Origin of the sequence: Alteriqipengyuania flavescens (assembly GCF_030406725.1) — a bacterium.
In the GTDB taxonomy this organism is placed as follows: domain Bacteria; phylum Pseudomonadota; class Alphaproteobacteria; order Sphingomonadales; family Sphingomonadaceae; genus Alteriqipengyuania_B; species Alteriqipengyuania_B flavescens.
This window is the reverse complement of the sequence record NZ_CP129107.1, coordinates 1,174,979-1,197,767: the sequence shown is the minus strand read 5'-3', so window position 1 is coordinate 1,197,767 and position 22,789 is coordinate 1,174,979. Positions and strand designations below refer to the sequence as shown.

At 64.2% G+C, this 22,789-nt stretch carries 18 protein-coding genes; 13 read left to right on the top strand and 5 right to left on the bottom strand.

The features are described from left to right. Nucleotides 1-1,668: an NAD+ synthase gene (locus QQW98_RS06195; RefSeq protein WP_290136658.1), complete on the bottom strand. Its 1,668-nt coding sequence runs from the start codon at nucleotides 1,666-1,668 to the stop codon at nucleotides 1-3. A gap of 174 nt (nucleotides 1,669-1,842) precedes the next feature. On the opposite strand from QQW98_RS06195, the gene QQW98_RS06190 reads away from it, so the two are divergent. Genes QQW98_RS06190 through QQW98_RS06180 form a run of 3 tightly spaced genes read left to right on the top strand, consistent with a single transcriptional unit; the run spans nucleotide 1,843 to nucleotide 4,003 of the window. Beyond that, nucleotides 1,843-3,126 carry a pilus assembly protein TadG-related protein gene (locus QQW98_RS06190; protein WP_290136657.1) on the top strand — a complete coding sequence of 428 codons (1,284 nt, stop codon included), beginning with the start codon at nucleotides 1,843-1,845 and terminating at the stop codon, nucleotides 3,124-3,126. Between the two features lie 26 nt (nucleotides 3,127-3,152). Further along, nucleotides 3,153-3,602, top strand: coding sequence for a TadE/TadG family type IV pilus assembly protein (locus QQW98_RS06185; protein ID WP_290136656.1), 450 nt, complete (start codon nucleotides 3,153-3,155; stop codon nucleotides 3,600-3,602). Further along, a complete protein-coding gene (locus tag QQW98_RS06180; protein WP_290136655.1) occupies nucleotides 3,599-4,003 on the top strand; it encodes a TadE/TadG family type IV pilus assembly protein in 405 nt (134 codons plus the stop codon). Before QQW98_RS06185 ends, QQW98_RS06180 begins: the two co-directional genes overlap by 4 nt. 112 nt (nucleotides 4,004-4,115) lie before the next feature. Here the strand turns inward: QQW98_RS06180 and rpoC are convergent, their stop codons facing one another. Together rpoC and rpoB are read right to left on the bottom strand one after the other, a co-directional pair. Beyond that, a complete protein-coding gene (gene rpoC / locus QQW98_RS06175) occupies nucleotides 4,116-8,459 on the bottom strand; it encodes a DNA-directed RNA polymerase subunit beta' (RefSeq protein WP_290136654.1) in 4,344 nt (1,447 codons plus the stop codon). 82 nt (nucleotides 8,460-8,541) lie between these two features. Next, on the bottom strand, nucleotides 8,542-12,753 hold the full coding sequence (rpoB, locus tag QQW98_RS06170; protein ID WP_290136653.1) for a DNA-directed RNA polymerase subunit beta: 4,212 nt from the start codon (nucleotides 12,751-12,753) through the stop codon (nucleotides 8,542-8,544). 409 nt (nucleotides 12,754-13,162) lie between these two features. Here rpoB and QQW98_RS06165 point away from each other — a divergent pair, with 409 nt between their 5' ends. The 7 genes from QQW98_RS06165 (at nucleotide 13,163) to QQW98_RS06135 (ending at nucleotide 16,250) form a co-directional block, all read left to right on the top strand. Then, nucleotides 13,163-13,297 carry a hypothetical protein gene (locus QQW98_RS06165; RefSeq protein WP_290136652.1) on the top strand — a complete coding sequence of 45 codons (135 nt, stop codon included), beginning with the start codon at nucleotides 13,163-13,165 and terminating at the stop codon, nucleotides 13,295-13,297. 11 nt (nucleotides 13,298-13,308) lie between these two features. Next, nucleotides 13,309-13,851 (top strand): DUF2975 domain-containing protein, encoded by a 543-nt coding sequence (locus QQW98_RS06160; RefSeq protein WP_290136651.1) that lies wholly within the window; start codon nucleotides 13,309-13,311, stop codon nucleotides 13,849-13,851. Further along, entirely contained in the window at nucleotides 13,851-14,087 is a 237-nt protein-coding gene (locus tag QQW98_RS06155) for a helix-turn-helix domain-containing protein (protein WP_290136650.1), read from the top strand. The genes QQW98_RS06160 and QQW98_RS06155 overlap by 1 nt, the downstream gene beginning before the upstream one ends. Before the next feature lie 52 nt (nucleotides 14,088-14,139). Beyond that, on the top strand, nucleotides 14,140-14,403 hold the full coding sequence (locus QQW98_RS06150; protein WP_290136649.1) for a hypothetical protein: 264 nt from the start codon (nucleotides 14,140-14,142) through the stop codon (nucleotides 14,401-14,403). A gap of 310 nt (nucleotides 14,404-14,713) precedes the next feature. Further along, complete coding sequence (gene rplJ, locus QQW98_RS06145) at nucleotides 14,714-15,229, top strand: 50S ribosomal protein L10 (protein ID WP_290136648.1); 516 nt, start codon at nucleotides 14,714-14,716, stop codon at nucleotides 15,227-15,229. A 78-nt stretch (nucleotides 15,230-15,307) separates the two neighbouring features. Beyond that, the gene (gene rplL, locus QQW98_RS06140; RefSeq protein ID WP_290136647.1) at nucleotides 15,308-15,685 is read left to right on the top strand and encodes a 50S ribosomal protein L7/L12; all 378 of its coding nucleotides are present in this window, start codon (nucleotides 15,308-15,310) and stop codon (nucleotides 15,683-15,685) included. Nucleotides 15,686-15,956: 271 nt separating this feature from the next. Continuing rightward, complete coding sequence (locus QQW98_RS06135) at nucleotides 15,957-16,250, top strand: GIY-YIG nuclease family protein (protein WP_290136646.1); 294 nt, start codon at nucleotides 15,957-15,959, stop codon at nucleotides 16,248-16,250. 331 nt (nucleotides 16,251-16,581) lie between these two features. Here QQW98_RS06135 and QQW98_RS06130 read toward each other — a convergent pair whose 3' ends face one another. Then, nucleotides 16,582-18,333: a cation:proton antiporter domain-containing protein gene (locus tag QQW98_RS06130; protein WP_290136645.1), complete on the bottom strand. Its 1,752-nt coding sequence runs from the start codon at nucleotides 18,331-18,333 to the stop codon at nucleotides 16,582-16,584. Nucleotides 18,334-18,396: 63 nt separating this feature from the next. Then, nucleotides 18,397-18,939, bottom strand: coding sequence for an acyloxyacyl hydrolase (locus tag QQW98_RS06125; RefSeq protein ID WP_290136644.1), 543 nt, complete (start codon nucleotides 18,937-18,939; stop codon nucleotides 18,397-18,399). A 110-nt stretch (nucleotides 18,940-19,049) separates the two neighbouring features. Here QQW98_RS06125 and QQW98_RS06120 point away from each other — a divergent pair, with 110 nt between their 5' ends. The 3 genes from QQW98_RS06120 (at nucleotide 19,050) to groL (ending at nucleotide 22,672) form a co-directional block, all read left to right on the top strand. Beyond that, the gene (locus tag QQW98_RS06120; RefSeq protein WP_290136643.1) at nucleotides 19,050-20,480 is read left to right on the top strand and encodes an MATE family efflux transporter; all 1,431 of its coding nucleotides are present in this window, start codon (nucleotides 19,050-19,052) and stop codon (nucleotides 20,478-20,480) included. Between the two features lie 174 nt (nucleotides 20,481-20,654). Then, the gene (gene groES / locus QQW98_RS06115; RefSeq protein ID WP_290136642.1) at nucleotides 20,655-20,942 is read left to right on the top strand and encodes a co-chaperone GroES; all 288 of its coding nucleotides are present in this window, start codon (nucleotides 20,655-20,657) and stop codon (nucleotides 20,940-20,942) included. A gap of 77 nt (nucleotides 20,943-21,019) precedes the next feature. Continuing rightward, nucleotides 21,020-22,672, top strand: a complete 1,653-nt coding sequence (gene groL, locus QQW98_RS06110) for a chaperonin GroEL (protein ID WP_290136641.1) — start codon at nucleotides 21,020-21,022, stop codon at nucleotides 22,670-22,672. Nucleotides 22,673-22,789: the final 117 nt, after the last annotated feature.

Genomic DNA, 22,789 nt, shown 5'->3' with positions numbered 1-22,789 from the left:
TCATCCGCTGCGGAAGCCGTGCGTTATCGGATACCGCCGGTCGCGGCCGAAGTTCTTCATCGTCAGCTTGACCCCCGGCGGGGCCTGGCGGCGCTTGTATTCGGCGAGGTGAAGGAGATGTTCGATCCGCTTCACGGTGGCGCGGTCCAGCCCTTCGGCTGCCAGCGTGTCGACCGACTTGTCCTGCTCGATCAGGCCGTGGAGGATCCGGTCGAGCACGGGATAGGGCGGCAGGCTGTCGCTATCCTTCTGGTCGGGCCGCAGTTCCGCGCTCGGCGGCTTGTCGATGATGTTCTGCGGGATCACCTCGCCCCCCGGCGCACCGTCCACGGCAACCCGCGGGATCGCCGTATTGCGCCACGCACAGGCTTCGAACACGGTCATCTTGTAAGCGTCCTTGAGCGGGTTGTACCCGCCCGCCATGTCACCGTAGATCGTCGCATAGCCGACGCTCATCTCGCTCTTGTTGCCGGTGGTGACCAGCATCGGGCCGAACTTGTTGGACAGAGCCATCAGGGCCACGCCGCGGATGCGCGACTGGATATTCTCTTCGGTGAGATTGACCTCCGTATCGGCGAAGTCCTCTTCCAGCATCGCGTCGAAACCGGCGATGGCGGGCTGGATCGGAATGATCGAATAACGGACGCCCAGCGCCTGCGCGCAGGCCTTTGCATCTTCGAGGCTGGTCTCCGACGTGTAGCGGCTCGGCAGCATTACGCACCACACGCGGTCCGCGCCCAGCGCGTCGACGGCGATCGCGGCGCAGGCCGCGCTGTCGATGCCGCCCGACAGGCCGAGCAGCACACCTGAAAACCCGTTCTTGTTCACGTAATCGCGCAGGCCCACGGTCATCGCGCACCAGACGTCTTCCGGATAGGGGGCAAGGCTGGCGAGCGGTTGCGGCTCGCAGCGCCAGCCGCCGGTCTCGCGCCGCTGCCACTCCGTGATGGCCAGGGCCTCGTCCCAGTCGGCCATCTGGAGATAGACCTCGCCGTCGTCTCCCACCACGAAGCTGGCCCCGTCGAACACCAGCTCGTCCTGCCCGCCGACCCGGTTCAGATAGGCCATCGGCACGCCGGTTTCGTCGGCACGCTTGCACGCGACCTGCTCGATCCTGAGGTCGTCCTTGTCGACTTCGTAGGGGCTGCCGTTGACGCACAGGAAGATTTCCGCGCCCGCTTCTGCCAGGTGCTTGCACACCTTGGGATGCCACACATCCTCGCAGATCGGCAGGCCGAGCGAGACGCCGCGGAATAGCACCGGCTCCGGCAGCGGGCCGGGATCGAACAGGCGCTGCTCGTCGAACGTGCCGTAATTCGGCAGTTCGTACTTGTGCCGGATCGCGGACACTTTGCCGCCGTCGAGCAGGGCCACGGAATTGTAGAGCATTTCGCCCTCGCGCACGACCGTGCCAACCAGCATGGCCGGGCCGCCGTCGGCCGTATCCCTCGCCAGTTCATCCAGCGCAGCCGCAGCCCGCTCGATCAGGGCGGGGCGCAGCACGAGGTCTTCCGGCGGATATCCGATGATCTGCATCTCCGGGAAGACCACCAGGTCCGCAGCCGCGGCCTTGCCCCGCCACGCGCGCATGGCAGCGACGTTGGCGTCGATATCGCCCACGCGCTGGTCGATCTGGGCAAGGGCGATGCGAAGCCGGTCGGTAGCCATGACCCGTGTGTGCCCCCAATGCGCCGGCAGGGCAAGTAAGGACGCCGACCGCTCTTCGCCGATCCCAGAGGGTTAATTTCGCCCTAACGTTTACCCTATTTTCAGTATCTTGACCTACTGATCAGTGACCTTCCCCGGGCTACACCGCACGGTGTGATAAAAAGGATTGCCCCGATGAGACTGAAAACTCGGCTCGCGACACTGCGCGATTCTGCGCGCGCACTGTGGCAGGACACGGGCGGCCAGTCGCTGATGATTTTCGGCCTGATGGCGGTGCCGCTGTGCGGCGCGGTCGGGATCGGCCTGGATGTCGCGCAGTGGACGGTATGGAAGCGACAGTTGCATAGCGCCGCGGATGCCGCCGCTCTCGCCGGTGCGACCGCGAAAATCGAGGGCAAGAACGTCAAGGCTGCGGTCAACAAAGCGCTCGCGCAGAATACGCAGCGTGCATATACCGTTGTGGCAATCGAAGATGGTCCGACGAGCGGTGCGTACTCCGGAGACACCAAAGCCGTCCGCGTCATACTACGAACTTCGCAGAAGCTCAGCTTTTCCAGCATGTTCATGAAGCAAACGCCGGCCATGGATGTTGCTGCCACAGCGATCGGCGCCACGGAAGTCGGGAACTGCGTGATCGCTCTCGACACGACGGGGACACCGCTCCAGATTGGCGCGTCGTCCAGCGTCGATTTCGATTGCGGGATGGCTTCGAACAATGATCTCGACGCCTTGAGCTCCGACATGATCAGAGCCAAGGCTCTCTCGGCAGCCGGAAACGTGAACGTCGGGTCGCAAGTGACCCCGGAAACCCGAATCAATCCAGGCGCTGGCCAAGCTGCCGATCCGCTGGCCGGGAAACTTACGATGCCTGCGGTACCCGGGGGGTGCGTCGATGACCTGTCCGTCCGTTCCAACAAGACGGTGGCAATCAGTCCGGGCTGCTGGGCCAGTATGGATGTCAAAGGCAACCTTACGATGGCCCCGGGGACCTACATCATCAACGGGGGCGATATCAGGATCAATGCGAAAGCCCGGATAACCGGGATCGGCGTTACGATCATCATGACGAATTCGTCGACCTCGCCGAGTGCCCCGATTGGCGGCTTCAAGGCAAACGGTAATTCGATCGTGCAATTGAAGGCTCCGACCACCGGAACGTGGGCGGGCATCCTTTTCTGGCGAGACAGCCGTGCTTCGGTAAGCAATCCCATGGTCTTAACCGGGACGAGTGGCACAGAAACCGGCGGCGGCGTGTTACGCTCCACCTATGAGGGCGCAGTATACTCCCCCTCAAGCGCAGTCGAATTTACCGGAAACAGCAGCGTCGACACCCCTTGCATGCAACTTGTTGCGCGACGGGTGAAATTCTGGGGCAACTCAACGGTGATCAACAAATGCCCCGGCGGCGCAAGCGGGGCAAACTTCGCCGATACAATCAAGCTAAAGCTGGTCGAATGATGAGGGGTCGGAGCATGCTACGTCGATTGGCCCGCGATCAGGCGGGCGTAGGTACAATAGAGACCGCAATTGTCGTCCCTGTGATGACGTTCATGGCGCTCGGATTTGTCGATTTGACCTTGGGATTCGCAGAGAAGCTCGAAATGCAGCAGCACGCGCAAACAGGTGCCGAGCTGATTGTCGCCAACATCCAGGACCTGCCTTCCGATGATGACATCAAATCGCAGCTGGCAACTGCGAGCGGTCTGAAGGCCTCGAACTTCAAGGTGACCCGCTGGACCGAATGCGGAGCCTCGAAAGTCGTTTTCAAGGCGAAATGCGCCGACGTTTCAGCGGTATCGGCGCATTTCATCAAGATCGAAGCCGAGGACGTATACAAACCCGTACTGGGGGATATCGGACCCTACGGCTACATCGGCGACACCACGCTGAAGGGCGACATCACCGTGCGCGTACCGGATGCAAGCGAAATATGACCGGCTTTTTCGACAAACTCCGCCGCAATGAAGTGGGCGCGCCACTGGTCGAATTCGCTTTGACCCTACCGATTATAATGATCGTGTTCATGGGCGCGTTCGGCATCGGAAATTACATGTATGCCAAGAATGCGGTAAATCATGCGCTGGACGAAGCGGCACGCACTGCTTCCATTTTCCCGACGCCTACCGATGCAAAGATCAAGACGGCCTATTCCAATGCCTTGACGCGGGATTTCACCGCGGACGGGGGAACCACCCTCACCCCGATCCACGGCAAATCGGGCACCATCGACTACGTGGACCTCAAGGCCACCGCATCGATCGATGTGGATTTCGCATTCTACACGAAAAAGGGCGTCAAGATCGAAGCCAAGCGGCGGGTGTTCGTAGCCAACTGAGATTCCGGCTGCCGCCCATCCCGCGCAGCCGGAAACCAAAGCAAAAGCCCCGCCGGAGGAACGCTCCGGCGAGGCTTTCTGTTGGTCGGTCGGCTAGCGATCCGAAGCGCGCTTACTCGCCGTCGGTCGGCTCCTGCGTCGGCTCGTCGGAAGCGGCATCGCTGCCTTCTTCCTTGGCTTCTTCGGTCAGGTAGTCGCCGGCATCTTCGTTGCTACCGTGGCTCTCGCCCTCGGCAGCACCGATCGGCGTATCGCCGATGGCCGCGGCCTCGTCCTGTGCCAGTTCGGCCTCGTGCTCTTCCTCGGCCGTATCGGCCAGCACCAGCGCTTCCTGCATCTTGCGATACTGGGCGCGCAGCGCGGCGTCGCGGCTGGAGGCGGTCACGCGGACGCGGTTCATGCCCGCACCGGTCCCGGCGGGGATGAGGCGGCCGACGATCACGTTCTCCTTGAGACCGATCAGCGAGTCCTTCTTGCCTTCGACCGATGCCTGCGTGAGCACGCGGGTCGTTTCCTGGAAGGACGCGGCAGAGATGAAGCTGCGGGTCTGGAGCGATGCCTTGGTGATGCCCAGCAGGATCGGGGTGCCCTGCGCATGCTTCTTGCGCGGGGCAAGCTTGGCATTGGTTTCCATCATTTCGGCATAGTCGACCTGCTCGCCCGGCAGCAGCGTGGTGTCGCCGCCATCGGTGATCTCGACCTTCTGCAGCATCTGGCGAACGATCACCTCGATGTGCTTGTCGTTGATCTTCACGCCCTGCAAGCGATAGACCTCCTGGATCTCGCTGACGAGATATTCGGCCAGCGCTTCCACGCCGAGCACTTCCAGGATGTCGTGCGGGTTCGGGCTGCCCGAAACCAGCGTATCGCCCTTCTTGACGAAGTCGCCTTCCTGCACGTCGATCACCTTGGTCTTGGCGATCAGGTACTCCACCGGATCACCCTCTTCCGGGACGATCGCGATCTTGCGCTTGGCCTTGTATTCGCGGACGAATTCGACCTTGCCGCTGATCTTGGCGATGACCGAAACGTCCTTCGGCATGCGCGCTTCGAACAGTTCGGCCACGCGCGGCAGACCGCCGGTGATGTCGCGGGTCTTGGCAGCTTCGCGGCTGGCACGGGCGAGGATGTCACCGGCCTGCACTTCCTGGCCGTCCTCGACCGACAGGGTCGTGCCCGGCGCCAGCATGTAGCGCGCGGCATTTTCCTCGTCGCTCTCGCCTTCGCCGAGCAGGGTCAGGCGGGCCCGCAGGTCGTCCTTCTTGGAACGGCCGGTGGCGCGATACTCGGTAACCACGCGCTGGGCGATGCCGGTGGCTTCGTCCACGCGCTCTTCCAGCGTCTTGCCTTCGACCAGGTCCTGGTACTTCACCACACCGGCCTGTTCGGTGATAATCGGCAGGGTGAACGGATCCCATTCCGCCAGCCGGTCGCCTTCCTTCACGGATGCGCCATCCTTGTGCATCAGGACGGTACCGTAAGGCAGCTTGTGGATTTCCCGCTCGCGGCCCTCGGCGTCGATCACCAGCAGTTCGCCGTTGCGGGCGAGGCTGAGGATACGGCCCTTCTTGTCCAGAATCGTCGGCATGTCGCGATACTGCACGGTGCCGTCGCTGGTGGCTTCGAGGTGGCTCGTTTCGTTGACCTGCGCCGCGCCGCCGATGTGGAAGGTCCGCATCGTCAGCTGGGTACCGGGCTCGCCGATCGACTGCGCGGCAATGACGCCGACAGCCTCGCCGATGTTGACCGGCGTACCGCGGGCAAGATCGCGGCCGTAGCAGGTCGCGCAAACGCCCTGTTCGGCCTCGCAGACCAGCGGCGAACGGATCTTCGCCTGCTGCACTTCGGCAGCTTCGATCTCCGTCACCATGGCTTCGTCGATCAGCGTATTCTTCTTGACGATGACCTCGTCCGTCGCGGCGTTGACGATGTCTTCCGCCGTGGTCCGGCCGAGAATACGCTCGCCGAGCGAAGCGATCACGCTGCCGCCTTGCACGATGGCACGCATTTCCAGCGCGTTCTTGGTCTTGCAGTCCGTTTCCACGATGACGCAGTCCTGCGACACATCGACGAGGCGGCGGGTCAGGTAACCCGAGTTCGCCGTCTTCAGCGCCGTGTCGGCCAGGCCCTTGCGGGCGCCGTGGGTGGAGTTGAAGTATTCAAGAACGGTCAGGCCTTCCTTGAAGTTCGAGATGATCGGCGTTTCGATGATCTCGCCCGACGGTTTGGCCATCAGCCCACGCATACCGGCGAGCTGCTTCATCTGCGCCGGCGAACCACGCGCACCCGAATGGCTCATCATGTAGATCGAGTTGATCTGCGCCTCGCGGCCGTCCTCGTCCTTCGGCGTCGCCTTGATCTTGTCCATCATGGCGTTCGCCACCGTGTCGCCGCAACGGCTCCACGCGTCGATCACCTTGTTGTACTTTTCCTGCTGGGTGATCAGGCCGTCCTGGTATTGCTGCTCGTAATCGGCAACCAGCGCCTTGGTTTCCTCGATCAGCCCGTCCTTCTCGTGCGGGATGATCATGTCGTCCTTGCCGAAGGAAATGCCGGCCTTGAAGGCGTGGCGGAAGCCCAGCGTCATGATCGCGTCGGCGAACAGTACCGTGTCCTTCTGGCCGGTGTGGCGATAGACCTGGTCGATCACGTCGGCGATTTCCTTCTTGGTGAGAAGGCGGTTCACGACCTCGAAGGGCACCGTGTGGCTCTTGGGCAGGCATTCGCCGATCAGCATGCGGCCCGGCGTGGTGTCCACGCGCTGCATGTATTCCTTGCCCTTTTCGTCCGTCTGCGGGACGCGGGTGGTGATCTTGGAATGCAGCGTCACGGCGCCGACTTCCAGTGCCTGGTGAACCTCGGCGATGTCGGCCAGGATGCGGCCTTCGCCCGGCTCGCCGTCGCGGTCCATGGACAGGTAATACAGGCCCAGGATCATGTCCTGCGAAGGCACGATGATCGGCTTGCCGTTGGCGGGCGAGAGGATGTTGTTGGTCGACATCATCAGCACGCGCGCTTCCAGCTGGGCTTCCAGCGAAAGCGGCACGTGGACGGCCATCTGGTCACCGTCGAAGTCGGCGTTGAAGGCCGAACACACGAGCGGGTGCAGCTGGATCGCCTTGCCTTCGATCAGCACGGGCTCGAACGCCTGGATGCCGAGACGGTGGAGCGTCGGGGCGCGGTTCAGCATGACCGGGTGCTCGCGAATGACTTCGTCGAGGATGTCCCAGACCTCCTTGCGCTCCTTCTCGACCCATTTCTTCGCCTGCTTGAGGGTCATGGACAGACCCTTCGCATCGAGGCGGGCGTAGATGAACGGCTTGAACAGCTCGAGCGCCATCTTCTTGGGCAGGCCGCACTGGTGCAGCTTGAGTTCCGGACCGGTCACGATGACCGAACGGCCCGAATAGTCGACGCGCTTGCCGAGCAGGTTCTGGCGGAAGCGGCCCTGCTTGCCCTTCAGCATGTCGGACAGCGACTTCAGCGGGCGCTTGTTGGCGCCCGTGATCACACGGCCGCGGCGGCCGTTGTCGAACAGGGCGTCGACCGATTCCTGCAGCATGCGCTTTTCGTTGCGGACGATGATGTCCGGCGCGCGCAGTTCCATCAGGCGCTTCAGGCGGTTGTTGCGGTTGATGACACGGCGATAGAGGTCGTTGAGGTCGGACGTCGCAAAACGGCCGCCGTCCAGCGGCACCAGCGGGCGCAGCTCGGGCGGGATCACGGGCACGACTTCCAGGATCATCCATTCCGGGCGGTTGCCGGAATCGATGAAGCTTTCGACGACCTTCAGGCGCTTGATGATCTTCGCGGGCTTGAGCTTGGACTTGGTGGTCGCAAGCTCTTCCATCAGGTCGTCACGCTCCTGCTCCAGGTCGAGGTCCATGAGCATGAACTTGACCGCTTCCGCCCCGATGCTGGCGGAGAACGCGTCTTCGCCGTACTCGTCCTGCGCCTCGATCAGCTCGTCTTCGGACAGCAACTGGTATTTCTCCAACGGCGTCAGGCCCGGCTCGGTGACGATGTAGCTTTCGAAATACAGCACGCGCTCGAGCTGCTTCAATTGCATGTCGAGCAGCAGGCCGATGCGGCTCGGCAGCGACTTCAGGAACCAGATGTGCGCGACCGGCGCAGCCAGTTCGATGTGGCCCATGCGCTCGCGGCGGACCTTGGTCACGGTCACTTCGACGCCGCACTTTTCGCACACGACGCCCTTGTACTTCATGCGCTTGTACTTGCCGCACAGGCATTCGTAGTCCTTCACCGGACCGAAGATGCGCGCGCAGAACAGGCCGTCACGCTCGGGCTTGAACGTGCGGTAGTTGATCGTTTCCGGCTTCTTGATTTCGCCGAAGGACCAGCTGCGGATACGTTCCGGCGACGCGATACCGATCTGGATCTGGTCGAAGGTTTCCGGCTTGGCGAGCTGGTTGGTGAATTTGGTCAGTTCGTTCATTTGTCACATTCCCTTGCGGGTGAATTCAGGGGCGGGAGGAGTGGGCGGGCAACCGGACAAGCCGGGTCCGCCCCACCCCGAATTATTCTGCCGCGATCTGCATGCCGTCTTCGTCCTCGTCACCATCGGTGAGCGAGGACAGTTCGACGTTGAGGCCGAGGCTGCGCATTTCCTTCACGAGCACGTTGAAGCTTTCCGGGATGCCAGCCTCGAACGTGTCGTCGCCCTTGACGATCGCTTCGTAGACCTTGGTCCGGCCGATCACGTCGTCGGACTTCACGGTCAGCATTTCCTGCAGCGTGTAAGCGGCGCCGTAGGCCTGGAGCGCCCAGACCTCCATTTCGCCGAAGCGCTGGCCGCCGAACTGCGCCTTACCGCCCAGCGGCTGCTGGGTGACAAGGCTGTACGGGCCGATCGAGCGGGCGTGGATCTTGTCGTCCACGAGGTGGTGCAGCTTCAGCATGTAGATGTAGCCCACGGTCACCTTGCGGTCGAACGCGTCGCCGGTGCGCCCGTCGAACAGCGTGACCTGGCCGGAAGACGGCAGGTTCGCCTTTTCGAGCATGGTGGTCACGTCGCCTTCGCGCGCGCCGTCGAACACCGGGGTGCCCATGGGCACACCGTCCTTCAGCAGGCCGGCCATCTCGACGATCTCTGCCGGGGTCCGGCTGTCGATATCGGCGTGATATTCCTCGCCGTACGCATCCTTCATCCGGTCGATGACCGCCTGCGGCGGCTTCGCCTTGTCCGGATCGGGATTGGCTTCGCGCCATTCTTCCAGCGCCTGCGTGATCTGCTGGCCGAGGCCACGGGCAGCCATGCCGAGGTGCGTCTCGAAGATCTGGCCCACGTTCATGCGCGACGGCACGCCCAGCGGGTTCAGTACGATGTCGACCGGCGTGCCGTCCTCGAGGAACGGCATGTCTTCCTGCGGCAGGATGCGAGAAATCACGCCCTTGTTGCCGTGGCGGCCGGCCATCTTGTCGCCCGGCTGCAGCTTGCGCTTCACCGCGACGAAGACCTTGACCATCTTGAGCACGCCCGGAGCGAGCTCGTCGCCGCGCTCCAGCTTCTCCTTGCGGTCTTCGAACTTCTCGTCGATCCGCTTCACGCTCTCGTCGTACTGGGTCTTGATCGCCTCGACCTGGCCCTGCGTCTTGTCGTCGGCCACGGCGAACTTGAACCATTCGTGCTTCTCGACCGTGTCGAGCAGCGCGGCGTCGATCACCGTGCCCTTCTTCACGCCCTTCGGCGCGGCAGAAGCGGTCTGGCCTTCGAGCATGTCGGCAAGGCGGTTGTAGGTCGCGCGGTTGAGGATGGCGCGTTCGTCCGCCGCGTCCTTCTTGAGCCGCTCGATCTCCTCGTTCTGGATCGCACGCGTACGGTCGTCCACCTCGATACCGTGGCGGTTGAACACGCGCACTTCCACCACCGTGCCGCTGGTGCCCGGGGGCAAGCGCAGCGAGGTGTCGCGAACGTCGCTGGCCTTCTCGCCGAAGATGGCGCGTAGCAGCTTTTCTTCCGGCGTCATCGGGCTTTCGCCCTTCGGCGTGATCTTGCCGGCGAGGATATCGCCCGGATGCACTTCGGCACCGATGTAGACGATGCCCGCCTCGTCGAGGTTGCGCAGCGCTTCCTCACCCACATTGGGGATGTCGCGGGTGATGTCTTCCGGACCCAGCTTCGTGTCGCGGGCCATCACTTCGAATTCCTCAATGTGGATCGAGGTGAACACGTCGTCCTTCACGATGCGTTCGCTGATCAGGATCGAGTCTTCGTAGTTGTAGCCGTTCCACGGCATGAACGCGACAAGGCTGTTCTTGCCCAGCGCCAGTTCGCCGAGGTCGGTCGACGGGCCGTCGGCGAGGATTTCGCCGGTTTCGACCACGTCGCCCACTTTCACCAGCGGGCGCTGGTTGATGCAGGTCGACTGGTTGGAGCGCTGGAACTTCTGCAGCGTGTAGATGTCCACGCCGCTCTCGCCCTCTTCCACGTCACCCTGCGCACGGATCACGATCCGGGTCGCGTCGACCTGGTCCACGATGCCGCCGCGCCTGGCGGAAATCGCCGCGCCGCTGTCACGCGCCACGGTGGCTTCCATGCCGGTGCCGACGAAAGGCGCTTCGGCCTTCACCAGCGGCACGGCCTGGCGCTGCATGTTCGAACCCATCAGTGCGCGGTTGGCGTCATCGTTTTCCAGGAACGGAATGAGCGATGCGGCGACCGAGACGAGCTGCTTGGGCGAGACGTCCATCAGCGTGACATTCTCGTTCGGGGTCATCACGAATTCGCCGTTTTCGCGGGCCGAGACCAGCTCTTCGACGAACTTGCCGTCCTTGTCCGTGTCGGCCGAAGCCTGCGCCACGGTATGCTTCTGCTCTTCCATGGCGGAGAGATACTGCACGTCGGAGGAGACCTTGCCGTCCTTCACCTGGCGATACGGCGTTTCGATGAAGCCGTACTTGTTGACGCGGGCAAAGGTCGAAAGCGAGTTGATCAGGCCGATGTTCGGGCCTTCCGGCGTCTCGATCGGGCAGATGCGGCCATAGTGCGTCGGGTGGACGTCGCGGACTTCGAAGCCTGCGCGCTCACGCGTAAGACCGCCCGGGCCGAGTGCGGAGACGCGGCGCTTGTGGGTAACTTCCGACAGCGGGTTGGTCTGGTCCATGAACTGCGAGAGCTGGCTGGAGCCGAAGAACTCGCGCACGGCAGCCACGGCGGGCTTCGCGTTGATGAGGTCGTTCGGCATCACGGTGCTGACGTCGACGGAGCTCATGCGCTCCTTCACGGCGCGTTCCATCCGCAGCAGGCCAACGCGGTACTGGTTTTCCAGCAGCTCACCCACCGAACGCACGCGGCGGTTGCCGAGGTTGTCGATGTCGTCGACTTCGCCCTTGCCGTCCTTCAGGTCGACCAGTTCCTTGACCACGGCAAGGATGTCTTCCTTGCGCAGCGTGGTGACGGTGTCTTCGGCGTCGAGGCCGAGACGCATGTTCAGCTTCACGCGGCCCACAGCCGACAGGTCATAGCGGTCGTCGTCGAAGAACAGGCCTTCGAACAGTGCTTCGGCGGTTTCCTTGGTCGGCGGTTCGCCCGGGCGCATCACCTTGTAGATCGCCTCGAGGCCTTCCTCGCGGTTTTCGGCCTTGTCGACCTGCAGCGTGTTGCGGATCCACGGGCCGGTGGTGACATGGTCGATGTCGAGCAGTTCGATCGCGTCGACGCCGGCGTTGTCCAGCTTCTCAAGGTTCTCGGGGCCGACTTCCTCGCCCGCTTCGACATAGATGCGACCGGTCTTCTCGTCGATCATGTCATAGGCGGCATAACGGCCGAAGATTTCCTCGGTCGGGATCAGCAGCGTGTCGAGCCCGTCCTTTTCCGCCTTGTTGGCAGCGCGCGGGCTGATCTTCTTGTTGGCGGGGAACACTTCCTCGCCGGTCTTGGCATCGACCAGCGCGAAGGCCGGCTTCGCGCCGCGCCACTGTTCGGCCACGAACGGGATGGTCCAGCCGGCAGCATCGTCGGCGCCCTTGGCACCGGCGGCGCGCTTCCAGGTCACGCGGTCGTAGAAATGCTCGAGGATATCCTCGGCGGTCAGGCCGAGGGCGTAGAGCAGCGCGGTGACCGGCTGCTTGCGCTTGCGGTCGATGCGGACGTTGACGATGTCCTTGGCGTCGAATTCGAAGTCCAGCCAGCTGCCGCGGTACGGGATCACGCGCGCGGCGAAGAGGTACTTGCCGCTGGAGTGGGTCTTGCCGCGGTCATGGTCGAACAGCACACCCGGCGAACGGTGCATCTGCGATACGATCACGCGCTCGGTGCCGTTGATGATGAAGGTGCCGTTGCCCGTCATCAGCGGCATGTCGCCCATGTAGACGTCCTGCTCCTTGATATCGAGGACGGAGCGGGTTTCGGTTTCCTGGTCCACCTCGAAAACAATCAGGCGCAGTGTGACCTTCATCGGGGCGGCGTAGGTGATGCCGCGCTGGCGGCATTCGGTGGTGTCGTATTTCGGCGGCTCGAGCTCGTAGTGCACGAAGTCGAGCTCGGCGGTGCCGGCGAAGTCGCGGATAGGGAAGACGCTGCGGAGCGTCTTTTCGAGGCCGGAGACATAATCGATCGAGGGATCGGAGCGCAGGAACTGCTCGTAGCTTTCGCGCTGGACCTCGATCAGGTTCGGCATCGGGATGACTTCGTGCACGTCGCCGAAGATCTTGCGGATGCGCTTCTTGCTTGCGCCGCCCCGATTGTTGAGGGCTGCGTTGGGGGCTGTCTTGCCGGCCTTGGTCGCCATAGAAATAAGTCGCCTTGCGTATCTCTGCCGCGCGCAAACGCTGCGCCCGGCGGGGTGATTCGGTCATGCGGGGTGAGCCACCTGAGAGCGGACGCAAACAGCGACCGCAGCCCGCACGAACCCCTTGCGGGCCCGCAGCCACAGTCGCTTTTCCAGCTCTCACGGATGGCCCGTCGCTTCCATCCTTCTGCCCGCCCCCGCGCATGGGCGTGCCGTTCTCGAAGCGATCGGTCGGGTCCGCATATAGGGAGCCGGGCGGAGAGCGTCAACCGGCGGGTAAGGACAGATAGGACTGCGCGAAGGCGGGCAGTCGCATTTGTCGTATTATCGTTTTTCGATATTATCGATTGACAATAAATCTCGCGCCTTTCATATCGTATTTCGATAAGTCGCAGACGGGAGATCTACCATGCCCAACCTCATCGACACACTGGCCGCCGCGCTCGCGGCGAGCGTGATCGCCGCGCTCAGCGTGAAGGCGGTCTCCTCCATGCCCGCAGCCGGGTTCGCCTTGGCGATCGCCCCCGCCATCATCCTCGCTTAAGGAGAATTTGCATGTCCGAACGCTCGAAAGATTCCTTGCTCGTCGCCGGCAAGGCAATCGCTGCCGTGCTGCAGGCCCTGTGCGGACTGGCGGCCATCCTCGCCCTGTTGGCGGTGCCGTTCTTCCTGCTCGTCGGCCAGGACATGCTCGGCGGAATCCTGAAAGCCAGCGACCTCCCGGTCCTGCAGGCGGCGCCGCTCGCCTACCCCGGTATCGGCCTGTTCATGGCGGCCAGCTTCGGCGCCCTCTTCCTCTTCTTCGGCAGGATGCGTGCCATCATTGCCAGCGTGGCGGAAGGCGATCCGTTCATTCCCGAGAACGCACGGCGACTCAATGCGATGGCATGGCTGCTCCTCACCCACGAAATCGCTGCCGTGATCGTCGGCCAGCTGCGTCTCTACGGTGCCAATGCCGTCGATCCGGCTGCCGGAGATTCGCTCAATTACAGCCCCTACGACCTCAACGGCCTCCTGATGGTGCTGGTCCTTTTCATCCTCGCCCGCGTATTCCGCCATGGTGCCGGAATGCGCGAAGACCTGGAAGGAACGGTGTGATGGGCACCGACACCGAAGGAGCCAACATCGTGGTGAAGCTCGACGACCTGCTGCAGGAGCGCCGCATGACGCTGACCGAGCTGGCGGACCGGGTCGGCCTCACCCTTGCCAACCTGTCGATCCTCAAGACCGGCAAGGCCAGGGCCATCCGCTTCTCCACGCTGGAGGCGATCTGCCGCGAGCTCGATTGCCAGCCGGGCGACCTGCTGGGCTATGCATCCGGCAAACCGCAATGACGGAACGGCCGGACCGATGAATGCATTGGTGACCATGGAAATGGAGAAACCGATGAAGAAACTTGCGATGATTGCCGCCCTGCCTCTCGGCCTGGCGGTTGCGGCCTGCGGCGAGCCGCTCGACGGCAGCGACACGGCCGACTTGGCGCCGGAAACCACCACGGGCGAGACCGGGCCGGACGATGCCGGAGCCATGAACCCCGCAGAAGACGGGATGCTGGATACCGATGTCGAAACCGTCGAGGACACGATGGAAGATCCGATGGCTGAAGACTCCATGACGGACCAGCAGCCAGAGGACCAGATGGCGGAATGATACGCCCGAGCGAATAGCTTGACTCGGACCTGAAAATCCTTAGAGGCCCGCCGCAGACCGGTGGGCCTCTTTTGGTTCGCAGGTCATCCGTCCGAGACAGTCGGTGAGGCGGGCGCAAGCCTTCCTCTTAATTTCCGACCGAGATGGGAAACGAGATTTGCGCGGCAGGCCACGTCTTGCCGCACCGGGCGCGAAGGCGCCCCTCCTTCCCTTCGATAAACGGACTCGTCCGCGCGGCACCAGCCGCGTGGCAACTTGAGCCGGTCGCATGCGGAGCCATCCGGGTGCGATCATTTAGAAGGAGTATGGCATGGATCGTTCGCAGAAAACCGAAGCGGTCGCCCAGCTCAACGAAATCTTCAACGAGAGCGGCGTGGTCGTTGTGACCCGCAATCTCGGCCTGACGGTGGCCCAGTCCACCGATCTGCGCACGAAGATGCGTGAAGCCGGTGCGTCCTACAAGGTTGCGAAGAACCGCCTTGCTACGCTCGCCCTGAAGGACACGCAGTACGAAGGTCTCGAAGATCTTCTGAGCGGCCCGACTGCCCTCGGCTATTCCGCCGATCCGGTCGCTGCCGCGAAGGCTGCGGTGGACTTCGCCAAGTCGAACGACAAGCTGGAAATTCTCGGCGGTTCGATGGGCGGACAGATGCTCGACGAAGCAGGGATCAAGGCACTCGCCTCGATGCCGAGCCTCGACGAGCTGCGCGGCAAGCTGGTGGGCCTCGTCAACGCCCCGGCAACGAAGATTGCCCAGGTCGTCAACGCACCCGCAGGCAAGCTCGCCCGTGTCTTCGGCGCATATGCCGCCAAGGACGCTGCGTAAGCGGTTTTTCCAATACGAAACATCTCATGGGGCCGGATCGCAAGGCGGCCGCGCCCGACAGAACTGGAGTGAATTACTATGGCCGATATCGCCAAGCTCGTTGAAGAACTTTCGAAGCTGACCGTCCTCGAAGCTGCCGAACTGGCAACCGCGCTGGAAGAAGAGTGGGGCGTGAGCGCCGCTGCAGCCGTGGCCGTCGCTGGCCCCGCCGGTGGCGGCGATGCCGCTGCACCCGCCGAAGAGAAGGACGAATTCGACGTCATCCTCACCGGCGACGGTGGCAAGAAGATCCAGGTGATCAAGGAAGTCCGCGCCATCACCGGCCTGGGCCTCACCGAAGCCAAGGGCCTCGTCGAAGGCGCGCCGAAGCCGCTCAAGGAAGGCGTGAACAAGGCGGAAGCCGAAGAAATCAAGGGCAAGATCGAAGCAGCCGGCGGTACCGTCGAACTGAAGTAACGGACAGGGGACGCATGTCCCCGCCGTTATCCTCGCGAAAGCGGGGATCTCGATCAGCCGGGCTTCGATCTCTCTGATACACGAAGGGGCGGTGCCGCAAGGTGCCGCCCCTTTTGCATTCGTGGGCGTGGGGTGGACCTCCATTACGACCCACTCCCGCTCAGCCTGAGCCTGTCGAAGGCCATGCGCGGCCCCAAACATCCGCACTTTGGAACCCCACCCGCTCAGCCTGAGCTTGTCGAAGGCCACGCGCCGGGGTTAGCCCCCCGGCATGGACTTCTACACCTACCTGCTCCGTTGCAACGACGGGAGCTACTATGCCGGTCATACCGACGATCTCGATAGGCGGATTGCGGAGCATCAGACCGGCGAACTCGGCGGCTACACTGCGAAGCGGATGCCGGTCACACTTGTATGGTCTGACAGGTTCCCGACGCGGGACGAGGCATTTGCAGCCGAGCGGCAGATCAAGGGCTGGAGCAGGGCAAAGAAAGAGGCGTTGATAGCAGGGGACTGGGAGCGGATTTCGGCTCTTGGACGTAACAGGCAAGGCTCATGTGGCTAGCCCCAGCGCATGGCCTTCGACAAGCTCAGGCTGAGCGGGTGTGGGTGCCAAGGGACGTGTGAATGGGACCGCGCGTGACCTTCGACAAGCTCAGGCTGAGCGGGTGTGGGTGCCAAGGGACACGTGAATGGGGCCGCGCGTGGCCTTCGACAAGCTCAGGCTGAGCGGCGGTAGGTGCTAGGATACGTGTGGCTAGCCCCAGCGCGTGACCTTCGACAAGCTCAGGCTGAGCGGGGCCGGGTGCCAAGGGACGCGTGAATGGGGCCGCGCGTGGCCTTCGACAGGCTCAGGCTGGGCGGGGGTGATTGGCGCGAGGAGCGCCCCCACGCACCTAGTTCGTGGCAGGGCCCATCTGGTCGGCGTAGAATCCGTCCCGTCCGGCCATGATGTCGTCCGCGTCGATCTGGCGTTCCAGCCGGTCGCGGTCGCGGTGGCGGAAGGCGGCCTCGGTATCGTCGATACCCGCGCTCTTCAAGCCCATCCGGGCGAGCGCCTTGCGGCCCATGCGGATGGCGGATTCCAGCACCTCGCGCTGGACGTGGTCGACTTCCGACCCGGCCAGCGCCATCAGCGTGCGGCGGTCGAAGGCGCGCACCATGATCGCGGCCTGCGGAAAGGCGCCCCTCACCGCGGCGACGAGTTCGGGCGTCACCTGGTCGCCGTCGATGCAGAAGACCAGCAGCTTCGCCTCGTCCGCCCCGGCCTGCCGCAGCAGGTCGATGCGCGTCCCGTCGCCGAACCACACTTTTGCGCCGAATTCGCCGGCGAGGTCGATCTGGTCCACCTTGCGGTCGATCAGCGTGACCGGCACCTCTGCGGTCACCAGCATCTCCGCCACCGTCTGGCCGAAGCGGCCGAAGCCGATGACCAGCGCATGGGCACCGCCGCCGTCCGGCGCGTCGCGTTCCCGCTCCTCGTCCCGCTTGCGGATGCGGTCGTTCAGCATCATCAGGAACGGCGTAGTCGCCATCGACAGGGTCACGATCGCGCCGAACAGGCTGGCGATCTCGGCATCGATCAAGCCGCCGGCCTGCGCCTGCGTAAACATGACGAAGCCGAATTCGCCGCCCTGGCTCAGCAGCAGTCCGAGCGCGAGCGCGCCGCGCCAGTCCATGCCGAGCAGCTTGCCGAGGCCGAAGATGATCGCCGCCTTCACCGAGATCAGCGCCAGCGCCATGCCGGCCACGAAGCCGGGGTTCTCGGCAATCGCGCCCAGGTCCAGCATCATGCCGACCGACAGGAAGAACAGGCCGAGCAGGATCGAGCGGAACGGCTCGATATCGGCTTCCAGTTCGTGCCGGTAAGGCGTGTCGGACAGCATCACCCCGGCGATGAATGCGCCGAGCGCCGCGGACAGCCCCAGCGCCTCCATCAGCGCGGCGGCACCGATCACCACTGTCAGCCCGGCGACGATGAACATCTCGCGCTCGCCCAGCCGGCCGATCAGCGCGAACAGCGGGCGCAGGAGGAACCGCCCGGCGAGCACAAGGCCGATGGTGGCGGCGATGCTCATCAGGGCCAGCTGCCATCCGGGCAGGCCTTCCTCGGCGCCCGGCGCCACGCTGAGCGCGGCGATGATGGTGATCAGCGCGATGATCGACAGGTCCTGGAACAGCAGGATCGAAAAGGCACGCTCGCCCAGCGGGGTGTTGAGGCGGCCGCCCGATTGCAGCATCGGCAGCACCTGCGCGGTGGAGGACAGGGCGAGCGGCAGGCCGAGCGCGAGCGCGGCGGTCCACGGATAGCCCGTCACCAGCAGGATCAGCCCGGTCAGCGCGAGGCCGCACAGCGCGACCTGCGCCAGTCCGACGCCGAAAATCGCCTTGCGCATCCGCCACAGCCGCGCCGGGTTGAGCTCCAGCCCCACGATGAAGAGGAGCAGGATGATGCCGATCTCGGCAAAGGTCAGCGTGACTTCCGCATTGCCGGCAAGGTTCAGCACTTGCGGCCCGACGATCGCGCCGGCCACGAGGTAGCCGAGCGTCGCGCCCAGCCCCAGCTTGCGGAAGATCAACACGAAGATGAGGCCGAAGCCGAGCAGCGTCAGGACTGCGAGTAATATCGAATGTTCGCCGCCGTGCATCGGTTGGCCTCCCCCGGATTGCCCGCAAGGTAGGTGCTGGCAGCGGCCGCGCCAAGGCCGCCGTCAGCGGATCGCGTAACTCAGGCGCAGGCCCATCATGTCGATGCCCGGGTTCTGCTGCGCGTTGAACAGGCGCGCGTGGCTGATGTGGACCCAGCTTGCCTCCAGCGAGAGGCGCTCCGACAGGCGGGCGCCGATGGCGATTTCCGGCTCGAACAGCACCCGGCTGCCGAGATCGGTGCGCTTGCCGGTGACCTCGCTGACCCGCAGTGACGGGCCATCGTGCACCACCAGTCCCAGTCCGGGCCGGATATAGGCCGCGCGGCCGACCGGCACCTGCCACGAGAGGCCTCCGCCGGCGAAGCTGGTGTCGCCTTCGCTGTTGAGCGATGCGATCAGGTAAGGTTGCGGCGAACCGATGAAATCCAGCGCCTCCTCGCGTTCGAAGCGGTAGCCGAGCTGGAGGTCGACACCGCTTTCCTCCACCGCAAAGGTCAGCGGGGTCTCAACTTCGTGGGCATAGACCCCGCCATAGACCTCCTGCGCCTGCGCGGTGGAGGCGAGGACACTCGCGAAAAGGGCGATCGTTGCAGCACGGCGTTTCATGGGGCCGCCATGTCGCTGTTGCCGCCTTGCCGCAAGCTGAAGCGAAAATTCGCCCCGTGTCCCGCCCGCCCTATCGCCCGCCCGCGCCCGCGCCTATCCGGGCCGGCTTTATGCAGCGCATCGAATCCTTGCCGCCGGGCCGCACGCCCTGGCGAACCGAGCTGGCGGCCACGTTACGGCTGAGCTGGCCGCTGGCGCTCGCCAACCTGCTGCAGATGCTGACTTACGCGATCGACGTCATTTTCATCGCGCGGCTGGGCGAGAGCGAGTTGGCCGCATCGACGCTGGCCGTGTCGCTGTTCGGCCTCGTCGTGTGGGCGTTCTGCGGCCTGACCGGCGCGGTCGCCCCCGTCATCGCCGCCGAACTCGGCGAGCGCGCCCCCGCCCTGCGCCCGGTGCGCCGCGCAACACGCATGGCCTTGTGGCTGGCGGTCATCACCGGCGTCATCGGCATGGGCCTGTCGATGCTGATCGGCCCGCTCGCCCGCGCCACCGGACAGCAGCCGGAAATCGCCGCGATGGCCCACACCTACATGGGCGTGGTCGTCTTCTCGATGATCCCCATGCTGCTCGCCAACGTGCTGCGCAATTACGTTTCCGCGCTCGGCCGCCCGATCTTCGCCACGGTCATCACCGGCATCGGCGTGGGCGTGAATGCGCTGGCCAATTACGCCTTCATCTTCGGCAATCTCGGCGCGCCGGCGCTGGGCCTGGTTGGGGCGGGCATCGCCACGGTGACGACGTCGCTGTTCGTCCTGTTCGCCTATGTCCTCGCCATCCGGATGGACCGCAGGATGCACCGCTACCGCATCTTCGGGCGGTGGTGGGCGCCGGACTGGGAGCGGTTCTGGCTGATCGCCCGCGTGGGCACGCCGATTGCGCTGACGATCACGGCAGAGGCGGGCATTTTCGGCGCGGCCGCTTTCCTGATGGGCGCCATCGGCACGTCGGAGCTGGCCGGCCACACCATCGCGCTGCAGATCGCCGCGCTGATGTTCCAGGTGCCCTTCGGCATCGGCCAGGCGGCCACGATCCGCGTCGGCTATTTCTACGGCGCGAGCGATCCCGCGGGCATGGCGCGCGCGGGCTGGACGGCCATTGCGGTGGGCACCGGCTTCATGGCCTGCACCGCAGCGCTGATGGTGTTCGCGCCGCGCACGCTGATTTCGATCTACGTCGATCCCGACGCGGCCAAGAACGCCGCGCTGGTCGGCTTCGCCTTGCGCTACCTCGTCATCGCCGCGGCCTTCCAGCTGGCAGACGGAGTGCAGGCCGTCGCCGCAGGCGCACTGCGCGGATTGCAGGATACGCGCGTGCCGATGTGGATCGCGCTGTTCGCCTATTGGGTCCCCGGCTTCGGCGTGGCGCTGGCGCTGGGGTTTGCCACGCCGCTGGAGGGCACCGGCGTGTGGATCGGGCTTGCCACCGGGCTGGCCGCAGCGGCGATCCTGCTGCTGGGCCGGTGGATGCGGCGCGAGACGCTGGGCCTGACGCATCGCGCGGCGGGAGAGCCGGCGGAGCCGCAAATCCCGCTGCCCTGAAGGGCATTCTCCCGGCCCGTCCAACATGCGCCACGGCCCGGCGGAAACCGCGAAACTTTTTTGCCTCCGGCCCTGTTGACTCGGTGAAGATGCCGCCCCATCTGCGCGGCGCTGGCACTCTCCATCCGGGAGTGCCAATCGACACATCAACCTTTATTACGAAAAGAGGTTCACATGGCATTTCGTCCATTGCACGACCGCGTTCTGGTCCGCCGCATCGAAGCCGATGAGAAGACGGCCGGCGGCATCATCATCCCCGACAGCGCCAAGGAAAAGCCGAGCGAAGGCGAAATCGTCGCCGTCGGTTCGGGCGCGAAGGCGGAAGACGGCACCGTCACCCCGCTCGACGTCAAGGAAGGCGACCGCGTTCTGTTCGGCAAGTGGTCCGGCACCGAAGTCAAGCTCGACGGCGAAGACCTGATCATCATGAAGGAAAGCGACATCATGGGGATCGTTTCCTGACGATCTTCCGGGCCCCGCCCATTGGCTAGGCCCGCCGCAATTTCCGAATCCAAGACATTCCAAACGGAGAAACCAAAATGGCAGCCAAGGACGTAAAGTTCAGCCGCGACGCGCGCGAAGGCATCCTGCGCGGCGTCGACACGCTCGCAAACGCAGTGAAGGTCACGCTCGGCCCAAAGGGCCGCAACGTCGTGATCGACAAGAGCTTCGGCGCACCGCGCATCACCAAGGACGGCGTTTCCGTCGCCAAGGAAATCGAACTGAAGGACAAGTTCGAGAACATGGGCGCGCAGATGCTGAAGGAAGTGGCATCGAAGACCAACGATCTCGCCGGTGACGGCACCACCACCGCCACGGTGCTGGCGCAGTCGATCGTGACCGAAGGCATGAAGTCGGTCGCCGCCGGCATGAACCCGATGGACCTGAAGCGCGGCATCGACCTCGCCGTCGGCAAGGTCGTCGAAAACCTGGCGGGCCGTTCCAAGGACGTGTCCGGCAGCGAGGAAATCGCGCAGGTCGGCATCATCTCCGCCAACGGCGACCGTGAAGTCGGCGAGCGTATCGCCGAAGCCATGGACAAGGTCGGCAAGGAAGGCGTGATCACCGTGGAAGAGGCCAAGGGCCTCGAATTCGAACTCGATGTCGTCGAAGGCATGCAGTTCGACCGCGGCTACCTGTCGCCCTATTTCGTGACCAACCCCGAAAAGATGACGGTCGAGCTCGAAAACCCGTATATCCTGATCAACGAAGGCAAGCTGTCCAGCCTGCAGGCCATGCTGCCGGTGCTCGAAGCTGCGATGCAGAGCGGTCGCCCGCTCCTCATCATCGCGGAAGACATCGAAGGCGAAGCGCTGGCCACGCTGGTGGTCAACAAGCTGCGCGGCGGCCTGAAGGTCGCAGCGGTCAAGGCACCGGGCTTCGGCGATCGCCGCAAGGCCATGCTGCAGGACATCTCGATCCTGACCAAGGGTGAGCTGATCAGCGAAGACCTCGGCATCAAGCTGGAAAGCGTCACGCTGAACATGCTGGGCCAGGCCAAGCGCGTGTCGATCGACAAGGACAACACCACCATCGTGGACGGTGCCGGCGACGAAGCCGACATCAAGGCCCGCGTCGAGCAGATCCGTGCCCAGATCGAAACGACCACGTCTGATTACGACCGTGAAAAGCTGCAGGAACGCCTGGCGAAGCTCGCCGGCGGTGTTGCCGTAATCAAGGTCGGCGGCGCTTCGGAAGTCGAAGTCAAGGAACGCAAGGACCGTGTCGACGACGCGCTGCACGCAACCCGCGCAGCCGTGGAAGAAGGCATCGTCCCGGGCGGCGGTACCGCCCTGCTCTATGCCTCCTCGGCGCTCGACGGCCTGACCGGCATCAACGACGACCAGACCCGGGGCATCGACATCGTCCGCCGCGCGCTGCAGGCGCCGGTGCGACAGATCGCCGAAAACGCCGGCCATGACGGTGCGGTGGTTGCCGGCAAGCTGATCGACGGCAAGGACGAAACCCTCGGCTTCAACGCCGCGACCGACACTTACGAGAACCTCGTGAATGCCGGCGTGGTCGATCCGACCAAGGTTGTCCGCACCGCGCTGCAGGACGCAGCATCGGTCGCCGGCCTGCTGATCACCACCGAAGCAGCCATCGTGGACGCTCCGGAAGACAAGGCAGCCGGTGGCGGCATGCCCGACATGGGCGGCATGGGCGGCATGGGCGGTATGGGCGGCTTTTAAGCCCCCGACCACTCACGCACGAGAAACGGGCCCGGCAGGAGCGATCCTGCCGGGCCTTTTCGTGTCCGCCCATGGGAGACGGACCGGAAATCGGCCAAGCATCCAGAAGCTTAGACA